This is a genomic window from Ruegeria sp. I1, from assembly GCF_056532675.1.
Genome location: NZ_JBQFNM010000006.1, coordinates 109,768 through 134,623, shown reverse-complemented (window position 1 = coordinate 134,623; position 24,856 = coordinate 109,768). Strand labels below are relative to the sequence as shown.

General features: G+C 57.0%; 25 protein-coding genes. 9 read left to right on the top strand and 16 right to left on the bottom strand.

What is annotated here, in order from left to right; all coding sequences use genetic code 11:
- Window positions 1-4: 4 nt before the first annotated feature.
- The 3 genes from ACR0DH_RS12915 to xylA are packed head-to-tail and all read left to right on the top strand — an operon-like array spanning window position 5 to window position 3,424.
- Window positions 5-1,303: a sugar ABC transporter permease gene (locus tag ACR0DH_RS12915; RefSeq protein WP_480544657.1), complete on the top strand. Its 1,299-nt coding sequence runs from the start codon at window positions 5-7 to the stop codon at window positions 1,301-1,303.
- On the top strand, window positions 1,303-2,106 hold the full coding sequence (locus ACR0DH_RS12910; protein ID WP_480549642.1) for an ATP-binding cassette domain-containing protein: 804 nt from the start codon (window positions 1,303-1,305) through the stop codon (window positions 2,104-2,106). The genes ACR0DH_RS12915 and ACR0DH_RS12910 overlap by 1 nt, the downstream gene beginning before the upstream one ends.
- A gap of 10 nt (window positions 2,107-2,116) precedes the next feature.
- Window positions 2,117-3,424, top strand: a complete 1,308-nt coding sequence (xylA, locus tag ACR0DH_RS12905) for a xylose isomerase (RefSeq protein WP_480549640.1) — start codon at window positions 2,117-2,119, stop codon at window positions 3,422-3,424.
- A gap of 17 nt (window positions 3,425-3,441) precedes the next feature.
- On the opposite strand, the gene ACR0DH_RS12900 is transcribed toward xylA, so the two are convergent.
- From ACR0DH_RS12900 to ACR0DH_RS12875, 6 genes are all read right to left on the bottom strand, one after another.
- Window positions 3,442-4,437 (bottom strand): ABC transporter ATP-binding protein, encoded by a 996-nt coding sequence (locus ACR0DH_RS12900; protein WP_480549638.1) that lies wholly within the window; start codon window positions 4,435-4,437, stop codon window positions 3,442-3,444.
- Entirely contained in the window at window positions 4,434-5,468 is a 1,035-nt protein-coding gene (locus ACR0DH_RS12895; protein ID WP_480549636.1) for a Gfo/Idh/MocA family protein, read from the bottom strand. Before ACR0DH_RS12895 ends, ACR0DH_RS12900 begins: the two co-directional genes overlap by 4 nt.
- Entirely contained in the window at window positions 5,465-6,304 is an 840-nt protein-coding gene (locus ACR0DH_RS12890; RefSeq protein ID WP_170393445.1) for a carbohydrate ABC transporter permease, read from the bottom strand. The genes ACR0DH_RS12895 and ACR0DH_RS12890 overlap by 4 nt, the downstream gene beginning before the upstream one ends.
- Before the next feature lie 10 nt (window positions 6,305-6,314).
- Window positions 6,315-7,229: a carbohydrate ABC transporter permease gene (locus tag ACR0DH_RS12885; protein ID WP_480549634.1), complete on the bottom strand. Its 915-nt coding sequence runs from the start codon at window positions 7,227-7,229 to the stop codon at window positions 6,315-6,317.
- A 67-nt stretch (window positions 7,230-7,296) separates the two neighbouring features.
- Window positions 7,297-8,550: an ABC transporter substrate-binding protein gene (locus tag ACR0DH_RS12880; RefSeq protein ID WP_480549632.1), complete on the bottom strand. Its 1,254-nt coding sequence runs from the start codon at window positions 8,548-8,550 to the stop codon at window positions 7,297-7,299.
- A gap of 32 nt (window positions 8,551-8,582) precedes the next feature.
- Window positions 8,583-9,470, bottom strand: coding sequence for an N-acetylmuramic acid 6-phosphate etherase (locus ACR0DH_RS12875; protein ID WP_480549630.1), 888 nt, complete (start codon window positions 9,468-9,470; stop codon window positions 8,583-8,585).
- A 159-nt stretch (window positions 9,471-9,629) separates the two neighbouring features.
- Between ACR0DH_RS12875 and ACR0DH_RS12870 the strand changes: the two genes are divergently transcribed.
- Genes ACR0DH_RS12870 through nagA form a run of 4 tightly spaced genes read left to right on the top strand, consistent with a single transcriptional unit; the run spans window position 9,630 to window position 13,427 of the window.
- Window positions 9,630-10,517, top strand: coding sequence for a glucosamine kinase nucleotide-binding domain-containing protein (locus ACR0DH_RS12870; RefSeq protein WP_480549628.1), 888 nt, complete (start codon window positions 9,630-9,632; stop codon window positions 10,515-10,517).
- Window positions 10,504-11,259 (top strand): GntR family transcriptional regulator, encoded by a 756-nt coding sequence (locus tag ACR0DH_RS12865; protein ID WP_170535234.1) that lies wholly within the window; start codon window positions 10,504-10,506, stop codon window positions 11,257-11,259. Before ACR0DH_RS12870 ends, ACR0DH_RS12865 begins: the two co-directional genes overlap by 14 nt.
- Window positions 11,260-11,271: 12 nt before the next feature.
- A complete protein-coding gene (locus ACR0DH_RS12860; protein ID WP_480549626.1) occupies window positions 11,272-12,300 on the top strand; it encodes an SIS domain-containing protein in 1,029 nt (342 codons plus the stop codon).
- Entirely contained in the window at window positions 12,297-13,427 is a 1,131-nt protein-coding gene (nagA, locus tag ACR0DH_RS12855) for an N-acetylglucosamine-6-phosphate deacetylase (protein ID WP_480549624.1), read from the top strand. Before ACR0DH_RS12860 ends, nagA begins: the two co-directional genes overlap by 4 nt.
- Before the next feature lie 42 nt (window positions 13,428-13,469).
- Here the strand turns inward: nagA and ACR0DH_RS12850 are convergent, their stop codons facing one another.
- The 5 genes from ACR0DH_RS12850 to ACR0DH_RS12830 all read right to left on the bottom strand — a co-directional run bounded on the left by ACR0DH_RS12850 (window position 13,470) and on the right by ACR0DH_RS12830 (window position 18,696).
- A complete protein-coding gene (locus ACR0DH_RS12850) occupies window positions 13,470-14,294 on the bottom strand; it encodes a metallophosphoesterase (RefSeq protein WP_480549622.1) in 825 nt (274 codons plus the stop codon).
- Between the two features lie 70 nt (window positions 14,295-14,364).
- Window positions 14,365-15,624, bottom strand: coding sequence for an extracellular solute-binding protein (locus tag ACR0DH_RS12845; RefSeq protein ID WP_480544672.1), 1,260 nt, complete (start codon window positions 15,622-15,624; stop codon window positions 14,365-14,367).
- Window positions 15,625-15,726: 102 nt separating this feature from the next.
- A complete protein-coding gene (locus ACR0DH_RS12840; RefSeq protein ID WP_480544674.1) occupies window positions 15,727-16,662 on the bottom strand; it encodes a carbohydrate ABC transporter permease in 936 nt (311 codons plus the stop codon).
- Window positions 16,655-17,575 (bottom strand): carbohydrate ABC transporter permease, encoded by a 921-nt coding sequence (locus tag ACR0DH_RS12835; RefSeq protein WP_480544675.1) that lies wholly within the window; start codon window positions 17,573-17,575, stop codon window positions 16,655-16,657. The genes ACR0DH_RS12840 and ACR0DH_RS12835 overlap by 8 nt, the downstream gene beginning before the upstream one ends.
- Complete coding sequence (locus ACR0DH_RS12830; protein ID WP_480549620.1) at window positions 17,575-18,696, bottom strand: ABC transporter ATP-binding protein; 1,122 nt, start codon at window positions 18,694-18,696, stop codon at window positions 17,575-17,577. Before ACR0DH_RS12830 ends, ACR0DH_RS12835 begins: the two co-directional genes overlap by 1 nt.
- Window positions 18,697-18,774: 78 nt before the next feature.
- Between ACR0DH_RS12830 and ACR0DH_RS12825 the strand changes: the two genes are divergently transcribed.
- Window positions 18,775-19,668: a LysR family transcriptional regulator gene (locus ACR0DH_RS12825; RefSeq protein ID WP_480544677.1), complete on the top strand. Its 894-nt coding sequence runs from the start codon at window positions 18,775-18,777 to the stop codon at window positions 19,666-19,668.
- On the opposite strand, the gene ACR0DH_RS12820 is transcribed toward ACR0DH_RS12825, so the two are convergent.
- The 4 genes from ACR0DH_RS12820 to ACR0DH_RS12805 all read right to left on the bottom strand — a co-directional run bounded on the left by ACR0DH_RS12820 (window position 19,659) and on the right by ACR0DH_RS12805 (window position 22,997).
- On the bottom strand, window positions 19,659-20,477 hold the full coding sequence (locus ACR0DH_RS12820; protein ID WP_480549618.1) for a sulfotransferase domain-containing protein: 819 nt from the start codon (window positions 20,475-20,477) through the stop codon (window positions 19,659-19,661). The two genes, ACR0DH_RS12825 and ACR0DH_RS12820, sit on opposite strands and share 10 nt — an antisense overlap.
- A 210-nt stretch (window positions 20,478-20,687) precedes the next feature.
- Window positions 20,688-21,281, bottom strand: coding sequence for a GNAT family N-acetyltransferase (locus ACR0DH_RS12815; RefSeq protein WP_480549616.1), 594 nt, complete (start codon window positions 21,279-21,281; stop codon window positions 20,688-20,690).
- A gap of 70 nt (window positions 21,282-21,351) precedes the next feature.
- Entirely contained in the window at window positions 21,352-22,017 is a 666-nt protein-coding gene (locus ACR0DH_RS12810) for a hypothetical protein (protein ID WP_480549614.1), read from the bottom strand.
- A gap of 35 nt (window positions 22,018-22,052) precedes the next feature.
- Window positions 22,053-22,997: a homocysteine S-methyltransferase family protein gene (locus ACR0DH_RS12805; RefSeq protein WP_480549612.1), complete on the bottom strand. Its 945-nt coding sequence runs from the start codon at window positions 22,995-22,997 to the stop codon at window positions 22,053-22,055.
- A 188-nt stretch (window positions 22,998-23,185) separates the two neighbouring features.
- Here ACR0DH_RS12805 and ACR0DH_RS12800 point away from each other — a divergent pair, with 188 nt between their 5' ends.
- Window positions 23,186-23,797 carry a TetR/AcrR family transcriptional regulator gene (locus ACR0DH_RS12800; protein ID WP_480549610.1) on the top strand — a complete coding sequence of 204 codons (612 nt, stop codon included), beginning with the start codon at window positions 23,186-23,188 and terminating at the stop codon, window positions 23,795-23,797.
- A gap of 42 nt (window positions 23,798-23,839) precedes the next feature.
- On the opposite strand, the gene ACR0DH_RS12795 is transcribed toward ACR0DH_RS12800, so the two are convergent.
- On the bottom strand, window positions 23,840-24,850 hold the full coding sequence (locus tag ACR0DH_RS12795) for an Ldh family oxidoreductase (RefSeq protein ID WP_480549608.1): 1,011 nt from the start codon (window positions 24,848-24,850) through the stop codon (window positions 23,840-23,842).
- Between the last annotated feature and the right edge of the window lie 6 nt (window positions 24,851-24,856).

Genomic DNA, 24,856 nt, shown 5'->3' with positions numbered 1-24,856 from the left:
GGAAATGACCGAAACTTCGTCTCAGCCGGTACCCCAAAAAAACAAGCCCAACCTGTTCCAGCAACTGGAACTGGATATGCGGCTTTTGGGTATGATCGGCGCCTTTGTCATCCTGTGTATCGGGTTCAACATCGTCACGGATGGGCGATTTCTGACACCCCGAAACCTGTTCAACCTGTCGATTCAGACCGTCTCGGTCGCCATCATGGCCTGCGGCATGGTATTCATCATCGTGACCCGCCATATCGATCTATCTGTCGGTGCGCTGCTGGCGACAACTTCGGCTGTAATGGCAATGACCCAGACGGAGCTGTTGCCGCATATGTTGGGGTTGGGGCTGAACAACCCGCTGACATGGGCGATTACGATCGTTGTTGGGCTTCTTGTAGGTACGCTGATCGGTGCTTTTCACGGATGGATGGTTGGCTATCTGACCATACCGGCATTTATCGTAACACTGGGCGGCTTTCTGGTTTGGCGAAACGTGGCTTGGTACATGACCAGTGGCCAGACCATCGGACCGCTGGACAGCACCTTCCTGATGTTTGGCGGAACCAATGGGACCTTGGGCACGACTGTCAGTTGGCTGTTCGGACTGTTTGCAACTGTCATCGCAATTTGGGCCTTGTGGAGCGGGCGTCGCGCCAAAGCAGCGCATGGGTTCCCAGTCAAACCAGTCTGGGCGGAATCAACCCTCGCTGCGATCATTGCCATCGCCATTCTGGGATATGTGTTCATCGTAAACAGCTATGCCATCCCGACCCGCAGGCTGGAGCGTATGTTCGAAGCACGCGGAGAGATCATGCCAGAGGGGCTGGTTGTTGGATATGGCATCCCGATCTCGGTCCTTATTCTGATCATCGTCGCGGTCAGCCTGACCGTGGTGGCGCGCAAAACACGGTTCGGGCGGTACATCTTCGCCACCGGAGGCAACCCGGACGCAGCCGAGCTTTCTGGCATCAACACCCGGTTGCTGACAGTGAAAATCTTTGCCCTCATGGGGTTCCTCTGTGCCGTCTCAGCGGTCGTTGCGTCGGCCCGGCTGGCCAATCACTCGAACGATATCGGCACGTTGGATGAACTGCGCGTCATCGCTGCTGCTGTGATTGGCGGCACGGCACTGTCGGGTGGGATCGGTACGATCTATGGTGCCATTCTTGGAGCCCTGATCATGCAGGCGCTTCAGTCTGGCATGGCCATGGTGGGCGTCGATGCGCCTTTCCAAAACATCGTTGTCGGCAGCGTGTTGGTGCTGGCGGTCTATATCGACATCGTCTATCGCAAGCGATTGGGGGCTAAGTGATGCAAGCTCAGGAAACGCAAAAAACGACCCCGAATACCGGTCGTGGATCCGGTGCCGCACCCTTGGTCGAGATGCGGGATATCTCCATCTCGTTCGGTGGGATCAAGGCTGTCGATCAGGTCTCGGTCGATCTTTATCCCGGAGAAGTTGTTGGACTGTTGGGCCATAACGGGGCCGGAAAATCGACTCTGATCAAGGTTTTGTCTGGTGCTTACCAGATGGACCACGGTGAGATTTTGATTGACGGCAATTCCGTCGAGATCGGCAATCCACGGGACGCGCGGGCCAACAATATCGAGACGATCTACCAGACGCTGGCTTTGGCCGACAACCTGGATGCCACCTCAAACCTGTTCCTTGGGCGTGAAATGGTAACGCCTTTGGGTCTGGTCAATGACGCGGCGATGGAAGCAGAATGCCGCAAGATCATGGCGCAGCTCAACCCGAACTTTCAGAAGTTCAACGATCCGGTTTCGGCTCTGTCCGGTGGGCAGCGTCAATCCGTGGCTATCGCGCGCGCTGTATACTTCAATGCTCGTATTTTGATTATGGACGAGCCGACCGCCGCACTGGGTCCGCATGAGACTCAGATGGTGGCCGATCTGATCCACCAGCTCAAGGCCCAGGGGATCGGGATTTTCCTGATTGACCATGATGTGCATGCAGTCATGGACCTGTGCGACCGCGCATCGGTTATGAAGAACGGCAAGCTGGTCGGAACCGTGGATATTGCGGATGTCACCGATGACGATCTGCTGTCGATGATCATTCTGGGCAAGAAACCCGGCGAAAAGGCAGAATGAGGTGAAGGATATGACAAGCGGATTCTTCGACGGGATCGGGCCGGTTGAGTTTGGTGGTCCGGACAGCACAAACCCGCTGGCCTTCCGTCACTACAATCCAGACGAAATTGTCCTGGGCAAGCGGATGGAAGATCACCTTCGCTTTGCGGTCGCCTGGTGGCATTCCTTTGCTTGGGAGGGCGGTGACCCCTTCGGCAGCGCTACCTTCACACGACCCTGGCACCCGCAGGACGATATGGGCCGAGCCCGCCTGAAAGCGGACATCGCATTTGAGATGTTTGATATCCTTGGTCAGCCCTATTTCTGCTGGCACGATGCAGATGTCAGGCCCGAGCAGGGGAATTTCGCCGATAATCTGAGAACGCTTGAAGAGATCACGGACTATATCGGTGAAAAGATGCAGGCGTCGGGCACGAAGCTGCTGTGGGGGACCGCCAATATGTTCAGCCACCGGCGCTGGATGTCGGGGGCAAGCACGAACCCTGATCCTGAGGTGTTTGCCTTTGCCGCAGCCACAGTGAAATCCTGCATCGATGCAACCCACAAACTGGGCGGAGAGAACTATGTGCTGTGGGGGGGACGCGAAGGGTATGAAACCCTGTTGAACACCGACATGGGCACCGAGTTGGACCATATGGGCCGGTTCCTGAATATGGTGGTCGAGTACAAACATAAGATCGGTTTCAAAGGTGCCATTCTGGTCGAGCCCAAACCTCAGGAGCCCTCAAAACATCAGTATGACTATGATGCGGCCACCTGCATCGGGTTCCTCAGGAAATATGGTCTCGAAGATGAGGTGAAGCTGAACCTGGAACAGGGCCATGCCATCCTCGCCGGTCACAGCTTCGAGCATGAGATCGCAGTTGCCACGGCAGAAGGGATGTTGGGGTCCATCGATATGAACCGGAATGATTATCAGTCAGGCTGGGACACGGATCAGTTCCCCAACAACACGCCCGAAGTTGCGTTGGCCTATTACTACATCCTGAAATCAGGCGGGTTCACTTCGGGTGGTACGAATTTCGACGCTAAAATTCGCCGTCAATCTATCGATGCCGATGACCTGATTGCCGCACATGTAGGGGGGATGGACATCTGTGCCCGCGGCCTGAAGGCCGCAGCTGCGATGCTCGAAGATGGCGGGCTGGAGGCGGCCTTGTCCGAAAGATATGCGGGTTGGGACGCACCCGAAGCCCAAGCCATGCTGACCAGTACTCTGGACGACATCACCGCGCGTGTTTTGTCTGATGGCGTTAATCCGGCCCCAAGGTCCGGGCGTCAGGAGAAGTTGGAAAACTACGTCAATCGGTTCGTTTGAAACCGAAACAGTGCGCGTCACATAAGGCGCGCACCATCGGCATCAAAGCGATAAACTCGACCGGGTTCATATCCGAAGCGGATCGTTTGACCTGCACCAACCTGGTGCTGGCCGAACAGGCGCGCGGTGATCTGGTGGTCTTGCATCATCGCGATGACATTGGTGTCGCCGCCCAAATGCTCGACATGGGTGACATCTGCGGTAACCGGGCCGTCATCTGACAAGAAAAGATCCTCAGGCCGGATACCCGTTGTCACATCCGCGCCCTCGCCGATCAGGCTGGCTGGGAAGAAGTTCATCGACGGCGCGCCGAGGAAACCAGCCACAAACTGGTTCGCCGGATTGTTATACAGTTCCATCGGACTGCCAATCTGTTCAACACGCCCGTCGCGCAGGACCACGATCTTGTCGGCCAGCGTCATCGCCTCGGTCTGGTCATGGGTGACGTAGATCATCGAGGCATCGAGTTGTTGGTGCAGGTTGGCGATTTCCAACCTTGTGTTCATGCGCAGGGCGGCATCCAGATTGGATAGCGGCTCGTCAAACAGGAACAGTTTGGGTTCGCGAACGATGGCGCGACCGATGGCCACCCGTTGGCGTTGACCGCCAGACAGCTCGGACGGGTAGCGGTCGATATAGGGTTCAAGGTTGAGCATCTTGCTGGCTTTGGTGACACGCTCTTCGATGACCTGCTTGCTCTGACCTTCCTGTTTCAAAGCCAAAGACATGTTCTTGCGCACATTCAGGTGGGGGTAGAGCGCGTAGCTTTGGAACACCATCGCGATGCCGCGTTTTGAAGGTGGGGTTAGGTTCATCAGCTCTCCGCCGATGCGCACTTCGCCCGAGGTCACATCCTCCAACCCTGCGATCACGCGCAGCAGGGTGGATTTGCCGCAGCCCGATGGGCCGACGAAAACGACAAATTCGCCGTCTTCCACCTCGATATTGATGTCCTTCAAGACCTCAACAGTGCCGAAGGACTTGTTCACGTTTGTAAGCGTCAGGGCGGTCATGGGCGTGCCTCTTTCAGCGAAATAGGTTGGCCGGTGCGGATGCTTTCATCTGCAGCGAGGCAGATGGCCAGCGATTGCACGGCGTCGTTCATGTGGCGGGTCAGGTCGATGTCTTCAGCAATGGCGCGCAGCATATAGGCTTGTTCCGCATCGCAGAGTTCCTGATGGCCGGGTTCATCGGGCATGTTGATTGTCTGGTCGCCCTCGGGGCGGTGGACCAGAAGGCCGCCCACCTTGGTGTGACCGTCTATATCGGCCGATGCGCCCTTATTGCCATCGGTGATCGAGACCGATCCGTTGGGCGACACTATGTCTTTCACGAAGAACGCCGTTTCCGACATCATTGGACCCCAGCCTGCTTCGTACCAGCCGACTGAGCCGTCCTCGAAGACCACCTGAAACTGGCCGTAGTTATACATGTCTTCGGCGATCTCATCGCTAAGGCGCAGGCCCATGCCATGCACGCGCACGGGATCGGAGTCGGTGATCTGGCACATCACGTCGACATAGTGCACACCGCAATCGACGATGGGTGAGGTTGTCTCCATGAGCGCCTTGTGTGTCTCCCACTCAGCGCCTGACGATTGTTGGTTCAGGTTCAGGCGGAACACATATGGTCCGCCAAGGTCGCGCGCCTCGGAGATCAGGCGCATCCACGACGGGTGGTGACGCAGGATGTAGCCGACGACCAGTTTACGTTTGGTTTCAATGGCTTTCGCGACGACGCGTTTGGCATCAGCCACCGTGGTCGCCAGTGGTTTTTCAACAAAGACATGTGCGCCGGCTTCCATTGCGGCGCAAGCAAAATCGGCATGGCTGTCGGAATAGGTGGCGACAACCACCAGATCCGGGTTTGTATCGGCCAGAGCAGCCTGAAAATCCGAATACGCGGGATAACTCGCAAGATCGGGATGGTCCACGTGACCGGAACGGTTCACCAGACCTACGATCTGCGGGTCCGGGTGGTGGTGATGGGCCAGGGCGTGGCTCAGGCCCATATTGCCGAGACCGGCGACCAGAACCCGGGTCATTTGACAGCTCCTGACGTGATGCCCCGGATCAGCTGGCGCGAGAAGATAACGTAGAGCACCAGCACCGGCAGGATCGCCATGGATAGTGCCGACAAAACCGCGTTCCAGTCGGTGACGAATTGGCCAATGAAGACTTGGCTGCCCAGTGTCAGGGTCTTGGTCTCCTCAGCCGGGGCAAGGATCAACGGGAACCACAGGTCATTCCAGATCGGGATCATGTTGAACACGGCGACCGTCGCCATGGCGGGGCGGACAAGCGGCAGGACCAGCCGGAAGAAGATCGTGTATTCCGACAGTCCGTCGACACGGCCCGCGTTTTTCAGGTCGTCCGAGACCTGCCGCATGAACTCGGATAAGATGAACACGGCCAGCGGCAGGCCTTGTGCGGTGTAGACCAAGATCAGCGCCCAAAGCGTGTTCACCAGCCCAGTCGCCACCATCATCTCGAGGATAGCAACGGTGCCAATGCGGATCGGGATCATGATCCCTAGCGCTAGGTATAGGCCCATCAGGGTGTTGCCCTTGAACTTGTACTCGCTCAGCGCAAAGGCGGCCATGGCCCCAAACAGCAGGACAAAGGCAAGCGATACAACGGTGACGATCAGCGAGTTCTGAAAGTAGAGGAAGAAATCCCCCTGTTTCATCACGGTCTGATAACCGATCAGCGAGAAACTCTCAGCGTCGGGCAGGGCGAGAGGCTCGCGAAAGATCGAGCGGCGGGTTTTGAAGCTGTTGATGATGATCACAAAGACCGGGAACAAGGCGATCAACGTGTAGAGGATCAGCGCCCCGTGCATGGCGGCTGTGTTCAGCGGGTTATGGCGTGCTTTGTTCATCCGTTCGCCCTCACAGCTGATACCGGCGCATCCGGGTCTGGATGCCGAAGAGGTAGATACAGACCCCCACAAGGATGATCGCGAACATGGCCCCAGCGATGGCCGATCCCATGTGCGGATCACCCAGTTGCAGCTGGAAGCCAAAGAAGGTGCGGTACATGAAGGTGCCGAGGATATCGGTCGAGAAATCCGGACCCGCCAGCGCGCCTTGCGACACGTAGATCAGGTCGAACGCGTTGAAGTTGCCCACGAAAGTGAGGATCGAGATGATCCCGATCGAAGGGATGATCAGCGGTAGCTTGATTTTCCAGAAGGCTGAGGCTCCGGTAATGCCGTCGATCTCTCCGGCTTCAAGGATCTCTTCGGGGATCGACAGCAAGGCGGCATAGATCAGCATCATCGGGATGCCAACGAATTGCCAGACTGAGACCAGCGCCAACGTGGTCAGGGCGTATTCTTCCTTGCCCAACCATGGCGCAAACAACGACTTAAGGCCAATAGCGTCCAGCATCGAAGGCGCGATACCCCACAGTGGCGACAGGATCAGTTTCCAGGCAAAGCCCACGATCACAAAGCTGAGGATCGTCGGGATGAAAATCGCAGACCGGTAGAGCGCCGCAAACCGCAGGCGGGGATGCGAAAGTAGTGCTGCCAGAGCGATACCGATGGGGTTCTGAACCAGCATGTGGATCAGGAAGAACCAGAAGTTGTTGCACAAAGCGTTCCAGAACTGCTCGGACCAGATCGGATCGAAGAACAACGTGCGGAAATTCTGCAGGCCTACGTAGACGCGTGTCTGATCAACCTCGGTGAACAGTGCAAGGCGCAATGTATTGAACAAGGGGAAGATCATCACCGCCGTGTAGACCAACACCGCAGGGGCGAGGAAAACGGCGATGTGCCAGCGAAAGCGGCGGGTTTGCATGAGATTCTCCGGGAAAAGGTCCGGACGCGACGCGGGCCGCGCCCGGTTAGAGTGAGTGGCTTAGAGCTTACTGGTGCGGTGCGTACCAGCTGGCCAAACCGTCCTGCAGTTTCTGACCAAGTGCTTCTGGTGTTTCGGCGCCTTTGATAGCGGCCACGGATGCACCCCAGGTCTCGTTTTCCAGGTTCGGCGTGCCGCGCGACAGGATCTGGTAAGTTGAACGGATGGTGCTTTCACATTCCTCACGCCAACCGACAATTTCCTTGGCCAGCGGGTCTTCCAGTTCAACCGGAGTGCTGGAGAGCGGAAAGAAACCGGGCAGGGCGTTTCCGAAGATGCTGGCAAACTCGGGGCTTGCGACCCAGGCCAGGAATGTGCGTGCCGCTTCCTGGTTTTCGCTGGCCGCGTTCATGCCGATGCCGATATCGGTATGGTCCGAAATATAGCAGGTGTCGCCTGCATTCTGGACCGGCGGCTTAAATGCACCCATTTCGAAGTCGGCCTGCGTGTTGAAGCCCGAAATTTCCCAGCTGCCCGCAGGATAAACCGCAGCGCGGCCCAGCGTGAACAGGTTCTGACTGTCGGGATAGGTTTGTGCCTCATACCCATCGCCCAGATAATCGGCCCACTTGGCCAGCGTCGCATAGGGGGCGACCCACTGAGTATCGGTCAGTTTCTGATCACCTTTGATCAGAGCAAGGCGACCTTCTTCACCTTTCCAGTAGTTTGGACCGATGTTGTTGTAGCCCATGGTGGCGGCTTCCCACTGGTCGTTGGTCCCCATCGCCATTGGGATATAGGTGCCATCTTCCTTGATCTTGTCGAGGGCGGCAAAGAACTCGGCCTCGGTGGTGGGCACTTCGATACCCAACTCGTTGAACGCGTCTTTGTTATAGATGAAACCGTGGATCACCGACGCCATCGGAACGCAGAAGCTGGCTGATGCATCATCGGTCTGCCAAGCAGATTTTGCCACGTCCGAGAAATTGCTCATCGCATCCAGATCGGACAGATCAGTCAGATGACCCGCTTCGTAAAGCGCCAGCGATGCATCGAACGGACGGCAGGTGATCAGATCACCGGCAGAGCCGGCTTCGAGCTTCGAGTTCAAAACAGCGTTGTATTCCGCGGGGGCCGACGGGGAAAACACGACTTTGATGCCGGGATTGGCGGCTTCAAAAGCTGGGATGATCTTTTCCTGCCACAGGGCAAGGTCATCGTTGCGCCAGCTTTCAATCGTGATTGTTGCATCTTGTGCATAAGCACCACTTGCGACAAGCGCGGTGCTCATCAGGGCAAGGCTTAGGACATTACGTTTCATTTGGTTTCTCCCAGTTTGATAGTTTCGTTATCTTACTTCAGTCGGTTCATGGCAGGGCGCAAATGGCCTTCTGTCTCTGCCAGCAGCGCCTCAGCCGCCTTGACAGATTTGGCACCTGCAGCAACAAGCGCTGCGCTTTTCAGTACGCCACTGGTGGACCTGAGTGCTGCGTCAGCGGTTTCGGCGGTCACGCCCGCCAACTGGCAGACAATCCCGTTGGCGCGCGCGCGCAGCTTGTCATTATCTGCACGTAGATTGATCATCATGCCGTCCTGAATGTGTCCAAGCTCGACAGCCATAAGCGTCGACAACATGTTCAACGCTATTTTCTGCGCGGTTCCCGCACCCATTCGGGTCGAACCGGAAATCAATTCGGGCGGCGTAGGCAGCAAGACGGCATGATCCGCCAGTTGCAGCAATAGTGATCCCGCATTATTGGCAATCCCGATGACTGGCACGACTTTGGCCAGCGCCATCTTGGCCGCGGCAATCGTATAGGGTGTCGTTCCGCTGGCTGAAACCGCTATCAGAGTGTCATTTTCCTGCAAGTCGGCCAATTCATCTTCAAGCGCATCAACCGCATCCTCGACGTCACCGGGCATTTCAGCCGTTGTCGGCAGGCCGCCGGCCATATGGATGGTGATTTGTGATGCTGGGATTGAGAATGTGCCCCCCAGTTCCAACGCATCTGACGCGGCCATCAGGCCGGAAGACCCCGCCGCAAGATAGCGAAGCTTACCGCCCGACCGGATGGAATTTGCCATCGCCTGTGCGCCACCACACAATGGCGCCAAGGCCTCCAACGGAGCCTTCGCCGCCAATGCCTGCGAAGTTGCCAGCAGGTTTGCCACCTCGATCAGCGGACGGGTATCCAGCCCGTGTGCATCCTGATGCAGTTGTTCCGTTACTGGCGTGTTCACGTGATTCTCCCCCAAGAGTTCCCACGATCATACCTTTTAAATACCATTAGTCTACCATTTATTTCACTACCCTTTATTCGAGTATTATTTGGCCATAATTGCGCGTTTGGTTATAATTGGGACTTTGTTTATGGAAAAAGGTATTATATAGGTCTTTATATGACTCGATCTTTAAAATCACTGATTCTGGCTGCTGACGGGGGTGGAACACGCTGTCGCCTTGCCCTTTGCGACGGGAAAACGCGCCACAAGGTCGAGGTTGGTGCGGCTAATGTGTCTACTGATTTCGACGCCGCCCTCGGTGAATTGCAGCGGGGACTAGGGGCTCTGGTATCTCAGTCCGGCCTCTCCGTTAATGACATCATGCACGCGCCAACCTATCTGGGCCTGGCCGGGATCACGGGGGATGCGATCGCGCAAAAACTGGCGTCGGCTTTGCCTTGCCGCCACGTGCGTATCGAAGATGACCGCGGCGCCGCCTTGCGCGGGGCACTAGGTCCGGCAGACGGGTTTGTTGCGCATTGCGGAACGGGGTCGTTCATCGCGACTCAACAGGCTGGCACAGTCCGATTGGCCGGAGGGTGGGGGCCGGTGCTGGGTGATCAGGCCTCGGCGCAATGGATCGGAAAACGCGCGCTGTCCAAGGCTTTGGATCATGTCGATGGCGTAAGTACATCTTCGCAGCTGGCGCAGGATTTACTATCTCACCACGGGGGCGCACCGGGGTTGGTCAAAGCAGCGGCTCAGATGACGCCAACCGAATTCGGCGCAATCGCCCCTAAGGTGACGGAACTGGCCAGCCACAAGGATGCGCTTGCGGTCGCACTTTTACAGGACGGCGCCGATTATCTGGCAGGCATGATGAGAAAGATGGGCTGGCGCTCGGGTCTGCCAGTTTGTCTGACCGGGGGCATCGGACCGCACTATGCATCCTATCTGCCTCAGGACATGCAAGCCGCGCTGACCCAGCCTTTGGGCGATCCATTGTCTGGCGCATTGGCTTTGGCGCGTGCCTTTCAGGAGGAGATCGAACATGAATGTAGCTGATTTCCTAAGACCCGAAGGATGGCTGGGCCAAAACGCAGGCCCGCGCTATGTGCAGCTACGCCAACGATTGGAACAAGGTATTCAGGATGGTATCCTAGCGCCTAACAGTTCACTTCCGCCCGAACGAGAGATTGCTGAACTGACCGACCTATCGCGCGTGACCGTGCGCAAAGCCATTCAGGAGCTGGTGCGTAAAGGTGCGGTTGAACAGCGGCAAGGTTCGGGCTCATTCGTGCGCGAACCCGTTGCGCGGGTCGAACAGTCCCTGTCTCATCTGACCTCTTTCACCGAAGACATGGAAAGGCGCGGCCTCAAGACCACCTCGACCTGGCTGGAGCGCGGGATTTTCCTGCCATCGCCCGAAGAGATGATGGCCCTTGGCCTGTCAACCAACGAACAGGTTGCCCGCATCCACCGCCTGCGCGCAGCGGGTGGGCGGCCAATGGCGCTGGAGCGCGCGGCGCTGCCGCTGGACATCCTTCCAAATCCGACCGAGGTGACCGGATCGCTCTATGCTGTTCTCGAACAAACCGGGTTTCGACCGGTGCGCGCGATCCAGAAAATCTCGGCTATCAACCTCGAAGCGCCCGAGGCCGAGCTGCTGGATGTTGCCGAAGGCACCGCCGGGCTTCGGATTCAACGTACCTCTTATCTGGAAAGCGGGCGGGTCGCTGAATTGACTCGCTCAATCTATCGCGGCGACGCCTACGACTTTGTAGCCGAATTGCGCCTGTCTAATTGAAAGCCTGGGATCATGTCTGACAAAACCACTCAAATGCGACGGGAAATCAACGAGATACCCGACGCCGTTGATCGCCTTCTGACCGAAGGCGCAAGCCGGATTGCACAATCGGCTGACGAAATCCGGGCCCGTGATCCACGGTTCCTGATCTCAGTCGCGCGGGGGTCTTCGGATCACGCCTGTAGCTATCTGAAATACGCATCCGAGCTGCTGTTGGGCTTGCCCATGGCCTCGGTCGGGCCATCGGTCAAATCGATCTACGGCGTCGATATGCGTTGCGAGGATTCAGTTTGCATTGCGGTCTCACAATCCGGGCAAAGCCCCGACATCGTACAGCTCACACAATCCGTGACATCCGGCGGTGCCTATTCGGTCGCCATCACCAACAACACGGCCTCCGCTCTGGCCGAAGCGTCCACCGCGACGCTACCGATCCATGCGGGTCCCGAGCTGAGTGTTGCTGCAACCAAGACATTCGTCACTTCTTTGGTCGCAGGCCTGTGGCTGATCGCGCAGGTGAAACGCGACGAGCCATTGTTGCGCGCCATTCATGGCCTGCCGGACAGCCTGTCAGCGGCGATTGCATGTGATTGGAGCGCGGTAGCTGATGCGGTGGATGGCCGTTCGCTGTTTACGCTGGGGCGCGGCCTGTCGCTGGCGATCTCGAACGAAGCTGCTTTGAAATTCAAAGAGACCTGCCAGATTCACGCTGAAAGCTATTCGGCAGCCGAAGTTCTGCATGGCCCTGTTTCCATTGTCGATCAGGGCTTTCCGGTGCTGGCCTTGTCCTCAGGGGATGCGGCTGAATCCAATCTGGCAGAGGTTGCGGATAAGCTTGCCGCTAAAGGGGCGGAAGTTTTCGCCACCACCAGCCGCGTAAAGCAAGCAACGGTGCTTCCGCATGTCAGAACTTCGCATTGGATGACTGACCCGATCCCCACAATTGCGTCTTTCTATGGAATGGTCGAAAGCGTGGCCACCCGGCGTGGGGTCGACCCCGATATGCCACGCCACCTGAAGAAAGTTACGGAAACGGTATGACCGACGCTTCGATCACCTTTTCAGGCGGCCCGATCTTCGACGGAAGCGACCTGCATGTCGGTTACGCTGCGCGGTTCCGCAACGGTGTGTTGGACGCATTGATCCCCGAGGCGCACGCCACCGAAGACCAAATCGAGGATTTGGCAGGGCGCATCCTTAGCCCCGGTTATGTGGATCTGCAGGTCAATGGCGGTGACGGTGTCATGTTCAACGACGATCCATCCGTTGACACACTCAGCCGGATCGCAAAGGCGCATCGTGGATTGGGCGCGACCCGTATCCTGCCTACCCTGATCACGGATACGGCCCAGAAAACGCGGGCTGCAATTGAGGCCGCAATCAAAGCCGTTCAGGCGGGTGTTCCGGGTATCGCTGGCCTGCATCTGGAAGGCCCGCATCTGTCGGAACGGCGCAAAGGGGCGCATGACGCAGCCCTGATCCGCCCGATGGAGCAAACTGATCTTGAAGCCATCGTTTATGCGGCAGGACATTTGCCCGCTTTGGTGGTTACGGTTGCCCCAGAAACGACAACGCCTGAACAAGTCAAGGCACTGGCGCAGGCTGGCGTGATTGTCTCGCTCGGCCACAGCGATGCGTCCTTTGACACCAGCATGGCCTATGCCCAATCGGGCGCGCGCTGTGCCACACATCTGTTCAACGCGATGAGCCAACTTGGCAACCGAGAGCCAGGCCTGGTCGGTGCCGCCCTGGCCAGTGGAGCGATGTCAGCGGGGTTAATTGCGGATGGCGTGCATGTTCATCCCGAAACCATGCGCGCCGCCTGGGCTGCCAAGCAGGGGCCGGGCTGTATTTTTCTTGTCAGCGACGCGATGGCTGTTGCAGGGACAGATCTGACAGAATTCCAGTTGGAAGGCCGCCCGATTCAGCGTAGAGATGGCAGGCTGACCTTGCAGGATGGAACTCTGGCCGGGGCCGACCTGTGTCTGACGCAAGCGGTGAAGGTTCTAACTGAACAGGTCGATATCCCATTGCCACAGGCTTTGGCCGCAGCCACCAGCGTGCCGCATCAGTTCATTGCGAAGCAGGGCGACAGGATATCGATGGACCTATCACACATGATCCTGATCGCGCCGGATTTGTCGGCGGCCCAGCCGGTTCTGGCTTGATCGACCCTTTCAGGGGTCGATCACCGACCGACTATCAGCCCATTACCGCACCATCGTGAGCTTATTCCAATCGGCATAATCGGGGGTGCCTTCGCCCTTGATCTCACCCGCGTATCCGAACTCAACCATATGGGTCATCGTTGTGGTCTCGGTTGCAAAGATCACCGCGTAGCTTTCCGGCAGGTCCGAAGACGACAGAAAACGCGTCGCCGAGAAATCAGCCCATCCGGCGTGATTGGTGCCTCGGGGGGCCGAGAAAGGCACACCCAGCAGGGACCCCGTCAGCGGCAAATGGCAATGCCCGTGGAATATATGCCGGATTTTAGCCTTATGCGGCGCGATCGTTTCCGCAAACAAATCTGCATCCAGCAACATGATCTCATCCATCGGCGCAACTTCGATTGGAACCGGGTTATGATGCATGAAAATCCAGATCGGACCTGGCAAGGTTGCCAACTGACGAGAGAGCCAATCCGCTCGTTTCGCGCAGAAATGACCTGCATGCGTGTTCGGGCCCCAGGTGTCCAAAAGCACCGCGTGGCCCAGGCTCAACGGGACAGTGCGATGCACAAATCCGCCTTCCCCTTCCAGTTCAGGGAAACAGCGTAGAAAGGTCGAACGGTCGTCATGGTTGCCGATCAACAGCTCGACCGGAAGTGGGATGCTTCCTATCCGTTCCTTGAGCAAGGCATAATCAGCGGCTTCGCCCCAATCGGACAGATCACCCGTGATAAACAGCGCCTCTGCATCGCTGTGGCTTTGCATCGCGTGATCCAGCGCTTTGTTCAGATTGGCCAATGGATCGCGGCCGCTGATGGTATCGCCCGGCGTTGTCAGGTGGATATCGGTGAACTGAAGCAGCTTCATAGTTGGCGCCTTTTAAGTGATATTGTAAAAAGAAGTGGCCCGCGCCAGCCTATGGCGCGGGCCTTGAGTTTTAGGACCCGGAGGGCAGCAGATCCTGCACTTCTTCAGTCAGGTCTTGCTGCAACTCTTCCATGTCATCATATTCGCCGGTCACGATGCCTTCGATCCCGTCATAGATGACCTGCGTTGCGGCCAGACCGTTGTCGCCCGGATAGGCCTGCCATTCACGCAGCAGGGGCAGCTGACGTACAGCTGTCGCCTTGGCCGGGTTCTCGGCGTAGAAATCGGCCAGAATGATCTCATTGGCGGCCTGGTTCGGTGGCATGTAACCGGTGGTCCGCGCCACATCGGCGGCACCTTCACCCGATGTGATGAATTTCAGCCATTTCCAAGCGGCTTCCAGCTGGGCTGGGTCTTCAGATGTCGACACCAGCAGGGCCGAGTTTCCGCCCGCGGGCAAACCCATTGGCCCCTCGGCTGTGAAACCCGGATACTCGTTCGTTACCAGAGTGAAATCACCCATCGCGCGCTCAACCGCGCCAACGGCTGATGTGGACCAGTACATCATGCCAATCTCACCGGCCGAGAAAGAAGCTAACGCGCCTTTCCATTCCAGGTTCTGCATTTCGCAGCCCTGAAACAGGTCTTTCATCGTGTTCAAGGCTTGCAGGCCTTCGGGTTCGTCCAGAGTGAAGTCGGTGCCCATGACGGTGGGTTTGTCCTGGCTCCACATCATGGCTTGCAGGAACCAGTTGCCGGTGATGTTCCAGCCCCAGAACATGGGGTTTTCGACACCGGCTTCTTTCAGGCGGCCACAGGCTTCGATCACTTCGGCCCAGGTTGTGGGCAGGTTGGTTTCGTCATAGCCAGCCTTGGCCATGGTCTCCATGTTGTAGTAGCCAACCGGCAGCGAGATCGAGAAGGGCAGGCCGTAGACATCTTCGTTGAAAGTGCCAAGGTCCAGCATCGCCTTGTGATAGCCGTCTTTGGCAAAGTCGGCCTCTTGCGCGATGAAAGGCTCTAGCGATTTTGCGATGCCTTTTTCCACCAGGATCGCCTGACGGTTCAGGCCTTGCATGGTCACGTCTGGCAGCGTGCCGGCAACGGCTTCGCGCAGGATCGTGTTGGTGCCGTCTTCATAGCTTTCGTAAGTAGCCCGCATCTTGATTTCGATGTTCGGGTTTTCAGCATAGAATTTCGGCAGGATTTTTTCGTAAGTGACGTCAAAGAGATGGCTATAGGGATAGGCGAACTCGACGACGATCTTGTCTTCAGCGGTGGCTGCCCCTGCGGCAAGTACCAAAGCCATTGCAGTTGTGAGGGTTTTCATTACTCTCTCCAGTTGAACTGAGGGGTCTGACGGTTTGGCGATTGGCAGCCCCTGGTGGGTATCCCGATTTGGGATGTCGTGGTGGGGCGGGAATTTCCCGCCCTACTTCATTCCGGATAGTGTTATCCCTTCGATAAAGCGGCGCTGCGCCAGTAGGAAAACAACGATCAGCGGGGTTACGATAATGCAGGCCGTGGCCATCATCGGGCCAAAGTTGTCGCCATCCGCATCCCCCTTGAATTCTCGCAGGCCCAGCGGTGGCGTGAACAGCTCGCGATTGCCGGTGATTACGATGCGGGGCCAGAAATAATCATTCCAATGCGCGACAACCGAAAAGATGCCAAAGGCCAACAGGGCCGGGATGGCCGTAGGCAGCATGACGTTCCACACGATGGAATATTCGCTCATCCCGTCCATCCGGGCGGCATCGATCAGATCGTCCGGAACGGTCATAAAGAACTGGCGCATCAGAAAGATCCCGAAGACCGAGATGGTCCAGGGCACAATCAGCGCCGCATAGGTGTTCGTCAGTCCCACCTTGGCCAGCATGATGTACAGCGGCAAGGCGATTGCGTGCACAGGGATCAGAAGGCAGAACAGCACCAGCGCAAACACCGCCTCGCGCCCCCAGAACCGTAGCTTGGCCAAAGCATAGGCGCAGGGCAGGGCGACGATAACCTGGATCAGAAAGATCGACAGGGTCACGAAGATTCCATTGGCCAAATAGCGCAGCAAAGGCGCTTTGGCGAAAGCGGTTGTGTAGTTGTAGATGGTTGGATTGACCATGCAATCCGCCGCAGCATTGCCAAGCTTGACGCAGAAATCATCCCGGAACGGTTGCTGGCTACCTAAGAAACCACCCAGGTTCTGCATGATCTCATGCGGCGCTTTGAACGAGTAGCTGACCATCACGTAGAAGGGCAGCAAGACAACGATTGCACCCAGGATCAGGATGACATGTTTGATCGTCTCGGCGGTGGAAAACCGAAACCCGATCTCGGGTAAGGCGGTGGTGGGGGTGGAAGTTGTATCAGACATAATGGGTCCTCCGGTCCACCAGCCAGCGCTGCACCAGCGTCAGGAACATGACAAAAGCCAGGAACACCACGGTGATGGCAGCGCCGATCCCCATCAGGTTTTGCTGGATCGCTTTTTCGTAGATCGCGAACATCATCACATAGACCGATTTCGACGGCCCACCGCCTTGCGGATAGAACGCCTCGACAGTGTCAAAGACCTGAAAGGATCGGATGAATGAGATTGTGACGACAAACACTGTTGTGGGGCCCAGCATCGGCCAGGTCACCAGTCGGAAACGCTCCCACCCAGTGGGTGCGCCATCCATTTCGGCCGCGTCATAAAGCGATGGCGGGATCGAGCTGAGCCCGGCCAGATACAAGACCATGTTAAAGCCGAAACCCTGCCAAACGCCGATGAACGCAACCGTCCAGATCGCATAATCCCGATCAGTCAGCCAAAGCGGGAAGGTCTTGGCGCAGCCTTGCGCGTACCAGCCCCAGGCCTCAAGCCAGGTGCCGCATCCTTTTTCCAGCGTGGCATTCACAATGCCGATGGTCGGGTGCAGGGCAAATTCCCACACGATGGCCATGGCGATCAGCGCGGCCATGACCGGCAGAAAGTAGATCGTCTTATAGAGGTTCCCAAAGCGGGTGAGCGAATGGATTAGGAGAGCTGCACCCAATCCCAGCAGGACTGTCAGTGGTACAACAACAAAGACGTATCGGAACGTAGCCCCGAACATCTTTTCATAGCTACGCCGGGTGAAGATTTTCTCGAAATTCTCCCATCCAACATAGTCCATGCCTGCATTGCCCAACGAGTAATTGGTAACGCTCAGCACACCCGCGATGCCGATAGGCACAATCAGGATCACGATCATCAAGATCAATGCCGGGGCGATGAACCAAAGATAAGCGCGCGAACCGGGCATCAGGCGACCTCGAGCATTGTCTGCTCAGGCAGTCGTGCACCGCTGCCGTCAAACATCATGATTTTGTCCCGGATCGCAGAAAACCGGAGGGTTTGCCCAATCTCAGCGCGCGTGTCCGGAGCGGCCCGTACCACGATCTTTTGCTCTAGCCCGTTGACACCCAGATGGATGAACAGATCAGAGCCTAAGTTTTCCCGATGGGTCACGACCCCAGAGAACGCGCCTGCGGGATCAATGCTTAGGTGTTCAGGCCGGATACCCAGTGTGACTGGACCTGCCTGGGCGTTGGTGCCCAACAAACTGACATCAAGTGCCCGCAATGCACCGGCGCCGTCTATCTCGGCAGGCATGGTGTTGATTGCGGGTGATCCGACAAAGCGGGCAACGGCTAAGGATTGTGGATTGCGGTAGATATCATCTGGTTTGCCAAGCTGCAGAATATGACCATCCATCATGACGGCCATCCGATCCGACATGGTCAGCGCCTCGGCCTGATCATGGGTGACATAGACAAAGGTTGTTTTCAGACGGCGGTGCAGATCAGACAGTTCTGCCCGCATATGAACCCGCAAGGCTGCGTCCAGATTGGACAGTGGTTCATCCATCAAAAAGGCAACCGGATTGCGCACCATGGCCCGTCCCAAAGCCGCGCGCTGACGTTGACCACCCGACAACTGGCCCGGTTTGCGATCCAACAGGTTTTGGATCTGCAAAGTTTCAGCCGTTTCATTGACCTTGGCCCGAAGCCCGCGGTAAGCCGAGCGGGCAATCAAGGGCCCCAGCACAGGCAATCGCCCGGCTGTCCCGATGTCCCGCAGTTTGAGCGGGGTCATCATGTTTTCCGCAACCGTCAAATGCGGATAGAGCGCATAAGATTGGAACACCATCGCCAGATTACGGCTGGCCGGGCGCATCCGGGTTACCTCCTGCCCGTCAATCATCACCTGGCCCGCCGTTGGAGCCTCGAGCCCCGCAAGAATGCGGAGCAAGGTGGATTTACCGCAGCCGGACGGTCCCACAAGGGTCAGGAACTCACCCTCTTCGATTTCGAGATCGACACCCTGAAGCACAGGTGTTTGCCCGAATGTTTTCTGAATACCTTGAAGGCTAATTTGACCCATAGCGCGGCTACCCCAACTGACCGCGCGCAGCTTAAGAAGTTCATGTCTCGATTCTGTGACGACATATAAGTGTTGCTTATGCAGGCTAAACTGCGCGGCGACATGAACATAAATCCGTATCAGTTCAAAGCCTTCGCCTATGTCGTGCGAGAAGGCAGCCTGACCAACGCGGCGCGCGCGCTGGGTGTGTCGCAATCCGCTGTTTCACAGCATATTGCCAAGCTTGAGGCACATGTAGGTGCACGTCTGCTGGTGCGGGCTCGCGATGGGATCGAGTTAACCGCAACAGGGCAAGAGTTCTTTGATCTCGCCGACAGGTTTGCGACGCTGCACACGATCATAGAAGAAAAGGTTCAGGGCTTTTCGGAACTGGAACGCGGCCATCTGAAGATAATCGCAAACGCTCCGCAACCAGCATTGGGTTTGATCGCCCGCTTCGCCGACACATACCCCAATGTCGATATCGACTTTGCGCTATGCGATTGGAGCAGCGCCATTGAGTTGCTACAGAAACGCAAGGTGGATTTTGGCGTCATCACCGAACCTACAATCAGCACGGAGTGGTATCTTCAACCGCTCTGCACATCTCGCTTTGTGCTATATGTAAGGGAAACGCATGACTGGTCGCGGCGCAAAGTGCTAAGCCTCACCCAGATCGTGGATGAAACGCTTTTGTTACCAGAAAGCGGATCGCTAACGCAAAGGGTCGTAACCAGGGCGTTGGACAAACTGCAACTGGCACCGCGCCGGATTGTCAAAACCACCACATTTCCGGTGATGAAAGAGGCGATCATGGCCGGATTGGGCGTTGGCATCTTTCTGGAAAACAGCGCAGGGTCCGAGGCCGGGCTGACTCAGGTCCCGATCCGGGAGTTGGAGAAGTACTACGAAACCAGTCTGGTCGTGCCACGTCATAGAATGGATTTGAAACTGGTGCGAAGTTTCTGTCAGGTTTCCGAAGATCAGCCTTGACCATTTTCAAGCCAAAACCGGTCTTCCCGGTTCAGGTGTTCGTCCATGATGGCGTCGTAAGCGGCAAGTTCCTGATCCGATAGTTGGCCATGCCATTTACCGCTGGAACCGCTGTGAAAAAACTCTGTATCTGACTTGAAGAAGCCTTTTCCCCCGCTGGGGGCATACCGTTCGGCATTCTCTTTCATATGGTCGAATGTCGCGGCCGCGATGAGCTGTTGCATCACCGAGTTTGAATGCGGCGTATTCAGAAGTTCCGAAAGCCGCGCGAACACACCTGCCAAATCTCGTTTCATATCAGAATAGTGAAACAAAGAGACATTTGGCCGACCAGACATGGCCTTTGCCGCTTTGTAGTGTTGCAGGATATGCGCAAGCGGCATGGCGTCTGTATCGAACCCTTCGGCACCACCATCCAGAAACCGGCGGAATGTGATACCGTCGTCATCATGTTCAGGATACCAGTGATCGAACCACGGTATGGGAATGTTCCGAATGTGATTCCGGAATGAAAAATGCGCGTCCAGCGGATGCCGGAACACGCAGAAATAATGCGCGTGATCATCCAGCGGCAGGCCATCCAGTGGAGTATGGCTTTTCATACTGCGGCGGCAGGTCATTGCCTCAAGCCGTGCGGCAATCTCGGGCATTTCGCGCAGGCGGATGTCGACCCAAGGCATCTTGATCGACAGCTCTGTTTCGACCTCGGAATCGCCCGAAAGCAACAAGGCCACGATGGTCTGCATCCAGGTTGTGCCGCATTTCGGGGGTGTCACAACAAACACATCATCAGGTCGAATATTGACCATATCCCAGCGCCTGTTGTCTGTCAGGGGACCTAGATAAAGCTTTCGATGCGTCAAGCGTGCTACCTCCGCCTAATGACTTGGCTAATAGAACCGGTCTGCGACCCATACCGGTGCGATCAAATGGAGCGTACCAAATCTAGAAGCTCCGATAGGTCCCGGCAACACGTTCGCGGTTTGGGCCCGCCAGGGCAACCAAACACAAGTCATGACCTAGATGTTTTTCATCAACAGCAGAACATCCCCAGAATAGTAAGGCGGGCAGGGGTGCAGACGCACGGGCTCGCGCGCCACCAGCGTATATCCCAGCCTGTCATACAGTCGAACCGCGCCCGTGTTCTGGGCGTAAACCTGAATGCTCATCTTGCTGAATCCTTGCCTCTTCGCCTGGTCTTCGGCTGCGGCCATCAGCTGTGTCCCGATGCTCTGGTTTCGTCCTTGAGGGAAAACGGCCAGCGCGTTGATGAACCAGGTATCGATCGACAGCTTTTCAAGTGCCACAAACGGCGCAATCGGGGCAGGCAGGTCGTCTGGGTTGTCGGTTGGCGCCTCGGCAATCGCGTAGCTAAGAACCATGCCTAGGGTCTGTCCCCCACGCTCCGCAACCAGCGCATTTGTATAGGAAAAGCCGCCGGTTTTGCGTTTGGCACGCTCGATACCAACTTCTAGCGGTGTTTGCCCTTCGATGCAGGAACGGGTCCACAGCCAATTCGGGATACCTTCGCCCGCAAAGTTGATCAGCTTGGCGAGGTGTTCCGCATCAGAAATATCCGCTTGGCGGATCAGGGTTTGATTTTGAATATTCATCTTAGCGCTCTTTGTGAAACAATTGATTTGATCGGACCAGCATTCGGCCCGATCGTTCTTTTTGGAAAGGCTAGGTCGATGGGCTCAGGCCGTCGTCAAAGATCGGGCCCACGGGCACGCCCGAGTCCCATTCCAGATGATCCGTTTTATCAATCTGGTCAGTGCCATAGCTGGCGTGATCCGGCCCTGATGCGGGATCAGGCGTGCGGTCTTCAAACACATAGGTCGCACTCAGCCCCCAAAAATCGTTGAAACCAAGCGTTGTCTGGATCAACCCACCATTGATGTTGGCGAATTCACCTGTTGCGCCAGTCACAGGCCGCAGGTTTGGTTGCCCTATATCCGCGATCTCGGTGCCTTGGGTCACGACTGTTGTGCCATCATCGAAGGCAAAGGTTTGGCGACTGATGATCCAGACTCCGGTGGTGGCATTGGCACCTTCGCCAACGAAATACCCGTCACATGTCCAAGTGCCCAGAACCAGATCGGGAAAGGCGGGGCTGCCATCTTCAAGAACTCCAACAGTGCCTTCGGCAAGCGTGCCCGCAGGATAGATATAGCCCTGGCTGACAAAGGCATTGCCATGTGCAGGCATGCCGTTTTCGTGCAAAGGCGCGGTTGCCATATGGATACGTGTGTGATCCTCGGCCACGTCAAAGGCCAAAGGCGCTTCGGCCTTGGCATAGGTGGCCAGTGACAACATCAGCGCGGTCGAAGTTAGAAATGTCTTGAACATTGGTTTTCCTTTCAGGGAGGTAGATTTGAGATAGCTCAGGCCGCAGGACGCGATGGATCATGCCCCGCGATGCAACCCACATGCCGGTGGTCGGTGCCGCAGCAACCGCCCAAAACCCGGATATTCGGAAGATGCGCCAAGAGATCGGCGCTCAGTTGCCCCAGTTCGACCGGATCGCCATCGTCCAGAACCTCCGCCGCGTCGAGTTCCGCGTGACTTTGACGAGAGGCATTGGCGCGAACGCCACCGATCCGAAGCGCCCAGTCTGCACCCGCATCGAGCACGTCGCGAAAATGGTCCGGATGCGCGCAATTAATCATGTAGTAAAGCGGGCCCTCGTTAGTTGCCGCATCCACTTCGGCAATCGCGTCTTGCAGCCTTTGTCCGGATGGCAGCCGGCCATCCGTTTCCAGCGTAAACGCGATGACGACAGGTAGATCGATTTCCTTTGCAGCTTGCACGATCCCGATGGCCTCAGCGGCGTGGGTCAAAGTCATCGCGCTGATCATGTCGACCCCGGCCTTGCCCAAAACCTGAATCTGAGGCGCGTGGATCAGCAGCGCCTCTTGCGCCGAAATCTCGGTATCTGGCGCATAAGCATCGCCTGCTGGCCCAACTAAGCCGTTGATCAGAATGGGGCAACTCTCGGTCTCGTGCCGCGCGCGCAGGTTGGATACGAAGGAAACCGCGCGGGTATTTGTATCCATCACCTGTTTCAGCGTCTGACCCAGCGGTCCGGCCCATGCGGTTCCTGCACGCCAGGTTGGCGCATCCAGAATGAATCCGCGCCCAGTTGATTTCGCAATATCGATGAAACGGGTGAAATATGCGGCCAGATCCGCACGCCCCTGTTCTGTATCCAACAATACGGCAGCAGAAAAACAGGGCAGGTCATAGCCTTTGTCGAAAATCAAAAAAGTCTCCAACCCTCCATCTGAAAGGAAGAAGCGTTGCGTGTCTTTGAAAGCGTTCAGTCGCATCGAAGCAATCCTTGTCCGTTGATGCGAAAGTGGTACTCTTGAACCCGACCGGGCTGATAGTTGCCGCGTGGTTCGGTTGCAGTGGCTAATTTTTTGCTGTCATTTCAGGCAGTAACCCAAAATGTGACCGCCAGGCCAAGCTTGAAGGTCCAGTGAACTGGACTCGCAGTACAGTAGGGAGGGGCGCAATGGATCAAAAACTGGACACACGCAGCCGAATCCTCGACATTGCTGAGGCTTCGGTGCTGGAAAAGGGGTTCGAGGCGACCTCGATCGAAGAAATCGTCGCCGGTGCAGAGATCTCGCGCGGTGGGTTTTTCTATCACTTCAAGGATAAGAACGCTTTGGCGCGGGCCATGCTGGAGCGCTATATCGAAGTCGAGAACAAGCTTTATGATGATCTGTTCGCCCGCGCGCGCGAGTTGAACGACGACCCGCTGCATTGCATGCTGATTGGTCTGAAACTCTTGGCGGAGATGCTGGAAGAAATGCCATCCGGTCACCCTGGATGCGTTATTGCATCAACCGCCTATCAGGATCGACTGTTCGATGAGGGCGTGCGCGAGCTAAACCGTCAGGCCATCCTTGGCTGGCGCAAACGGTTTCGGGCAATGTTCGAAGAGATTGCCGAGATTTACGAGCCGCGTGAAACCGTCAACATGGATGCGCTTGGCGATATGGTCTCTGGCGTGGTCGAGGGAGGGCTTGTGCTGCAACGGGCCTTGCGAGAACACAACAACGCCTCGGAACAAATCATGCTGTTCAGAACTTATCTGAAGCTGCTGTTTGCTCCCAATTAGTGCAGAGGCTAGAGCGTCCAACCTCCGCTCAGCACCATTTGCTCATCCCAGAATTGCTTCGACCTTAGCCAGTGTTGCCGCGTTCACCGCAACACCCTCGGTCTGAGCGACGATACGTTTTGAACCGCGACCGTCCCCTGGCAGATGCGCTCCTTCTTGCGACCGTATCGCCTCGATCAGATTTGAGATCCCGGCATCGAACGCGCCACCTGCGGTTGCGACAGGATCAATCGCTATAAAGAACTGACCGGTTTTTGGCGGGCCGCCTGCGGTTCCTGAAAACGGTGAGGCGTTGATGCCCAGTGTGGCGCCTGTCATTGCGGCGGCCAGAAGCTCGACCATCAGCGCGACGCCAACGCCTTTGTAGCCGCCCGAAGGCGCCATGGACCCCTTGAGGCCGACTTCTGGATCGGTGGTTGGATTGCCGTCGGAATCCAGCGCCCAGCCGACCGGGATCGGCTTGCCTTCGCGTGCGTGTTTCATCACCTCACTTTTGGCGATGGTGCTGGCGCTTTGGTCGATCAATAATGCAGGCTGGCCATCTGGGCCCGGTGCCGCGATTGAGAACGGGTTGGTGCCGACAACGGGTTTTGAGCCTCCTGATGGCGCGATTGATGCCGGGGCGTTGGTAAAGCCCAAACCAACTAGACCAGCCTGAGCCAGACGAAGCGTATGATAGCCCAGAACCCCGCAGTTATAGCTGTTTCGAATGGCCAAGACCGCGACGCCCTGTTCGCGGGCAGCAGGGATCAGCGCCCCGAACCCCGTGTCTATCGCGGAATGCGCAAAGCCGGTGGCGGCATCTACCGCCACAACACCCGGTTTCGGACGCGACAATATCGGCACCGCCATCCCATCGACCTTCCCACATTGCACATGTTCGCAATAGATCGGGATATAGGCCAGCCCGTGACTGGCAACACCATCCGCTTCGGTCGCTGCCGTGGCTTGCGCCAGGGGACGGGCATTCGCCTCAGAGGTCCCGGCTGCCACAAGGGCGCGGAACGACAGGTCTTCGATTTCTGCGAGGGTCAGGGTGCGAGTTTCGGTCACGTGTGT

What these genes read in the sequence shown, in the direction of transcription:
- ACR0DH_RS12815 (WP_480549616.1), bottom strand. Translation starts at nt 21,281, where the DNA reads ATGAATATTCAAAATCAAACCCTGATCCGCCAAGCGGATATTTCTGAT.
- ACR0DH_RS12880 (WP_480549632.1), bottom strand. Translation starts at nt 8,550, where the DNA reads ATGAAACGTAATGTCCTAAGCCTTGCCCTGATGAGCACCGCGCTTGTC.
- ACR0DH_RS12820 (WP_480549618.1), bottom strand. Translation starts at nt 20,477, where the DNA reads ATGGTCAATATTCGACCTGATGATGTGTTTGTTGTGACACCCCCGAAA.
- ACR0DH_RS12825 (WP_480544677.1), top strand. Translation starts at nt 18,775, where the DNA reads ATGCAGGCTAAACTGCGCGGCGACATGAACATAAATCCGTATCAGTTC.
- ACR0DH_RS12840 (WP_480544674.1), bottom strand. Translation starts at nt 16,662, where the DNA reads ATGTCTGATACAACTTCCACCCCCACCACCGCCTTACCCGAGATCGGG.
- ACR0DH_RS12910 (WP_480549642.1), top strand. Translation starts at nt 1,303, where the DNA reads ATGCAAGCTCAGGAAACGCAAAAAACGACCCCGAATACCGGTCGTGGA.
- ACR0DH_RS12895 (WP_480549636.1), bottom strand. Translation starts at nt 5,468, where the DNA reads ATGACCCGGGTTCTGGTCGCCGGTCTCGGCAATATGGGCCTGAGCCAC.
- ACR0DH_RS12830 (WP_480549620.1), bottom strand. Translation starts at nt 18,696, where the DNA reads ATGGGTCAAATTAGCCTTCAAGGTATTCAGAAAACATTCGGGCAAACA.
- ACR0DH_RS12860 (WP_480549626.1), top strand. Translation starts at nt 11,272, where the DNA reads ATGTCTGACAAAACCACTCAAATGCGACGGGAAATCAACGAGATACCC.
- ACR0DH_RS12870 (WP_480549628.1), top strand. Translation starts at nt 9,630, where the DNA reads ATGACTCGATCTTTAAAATCACTGATTCTGGCTGCTGACGGGGGTGGA.
- ACR0DH_RS12885 (WP_480549634.1), bottom strand. Translation starts at nt 7,229, where the DNA reads ATGCAAACCCGCCGCTTTCGCTGGCACATCGCCGTTTTCCTCGCCCCT.
- ACR0DH_RS12865 (WP_170535234.1), top strand. Translation starts at nt 10,504, where the DNA reads ATGAATGTAGCTGATTTCCTAAGACCCGAAGGATGGCTGGGCCAAAAC.
- ACR0DH_RS12800 (WP_480549610.1), top strand. Translation starts at nt 23,186, where the DNA reads ATGGATCAAAAACTGGACACACGCAGCCGAATCCTCGACATTGCTGAG.
- ACR0DH_RS12890 (WP_170393445.1), bottom strand. Translation starts at nt 6,304, where the DNA reads ATGAACAAAGCACGCCATAACCCGCTGAACACAGCCGCCATGCACGGG.
- ACR0DH_RS12835 (WP_480544675.1), bottom strand. Translation starts at nt 17,575, where the DNA reads ATGCCCGGTTCGCGCGCTTATCTTTGGTTCATCGCCCCGGCATTGATC.
- nagA (WP_480549624.1), top strand. Translation starts at nt 12,297, where the DNA reads ATGACCGACGCTTCGATCACCTTTTCAGGCGGCCCGATCTTCGACGGA.
- ACR0DH_RS12805 (WP_480549612.1), bottom strand. Translation starts at nt 22,997, where the DNA reads ATGCGACTGAACGCTTTCAAAGACACGCAACGCTTCTTCCTTTCAGAT.
- xylA (WP_480549640.1), top strand. Translation starts at nt 2,117, where the DNA reads ATGACAAGCGGATTCTTCGACGGGATCGGGCCGGTTGAGTTTGGTGGT.
- ACR0DH_RS12810 (WP_480549614.1), bottom strand. Translation starts at nt 22,017, where the DNA reads ATGTTCAAGACATTTCTAACTTCGACCGCGCTGATGTTGTCACTGGCC.
- ACR0DH_RS12845 (WP_480544672.1), bottom strand. Translation starts at nt 15,624, where the DNA reads ATGAAAACCCTCACAACTGCAATGGCTTTGGTACTTGCCGCAGGGGCA.
- ACR0DH_RS12915 (WP_480544657.1), top strand. Translation starts at nt 5, where the DNA reads ATGACCGAAACTTCGTCTCAGCCGGTACCCCAAAAAAACAAGCCCAAC.
- ACR0DH_RS12850 (WP_480549622.1), bottom strand. Translation starts at nt 14,294, where the DNA reads ATGAAGCTGCTTCAGTTCACCGATATCCACCTGACAACGCCGGGCGAT.
- ACR0DH_RS12900 (WP_480549638.1), bottom strand. Translation starts at nt 4,437, where the DNA reads ATGACCGCCCTGACGCTTACAAACGTGAACAAGTCCTTCGGCACTGTT.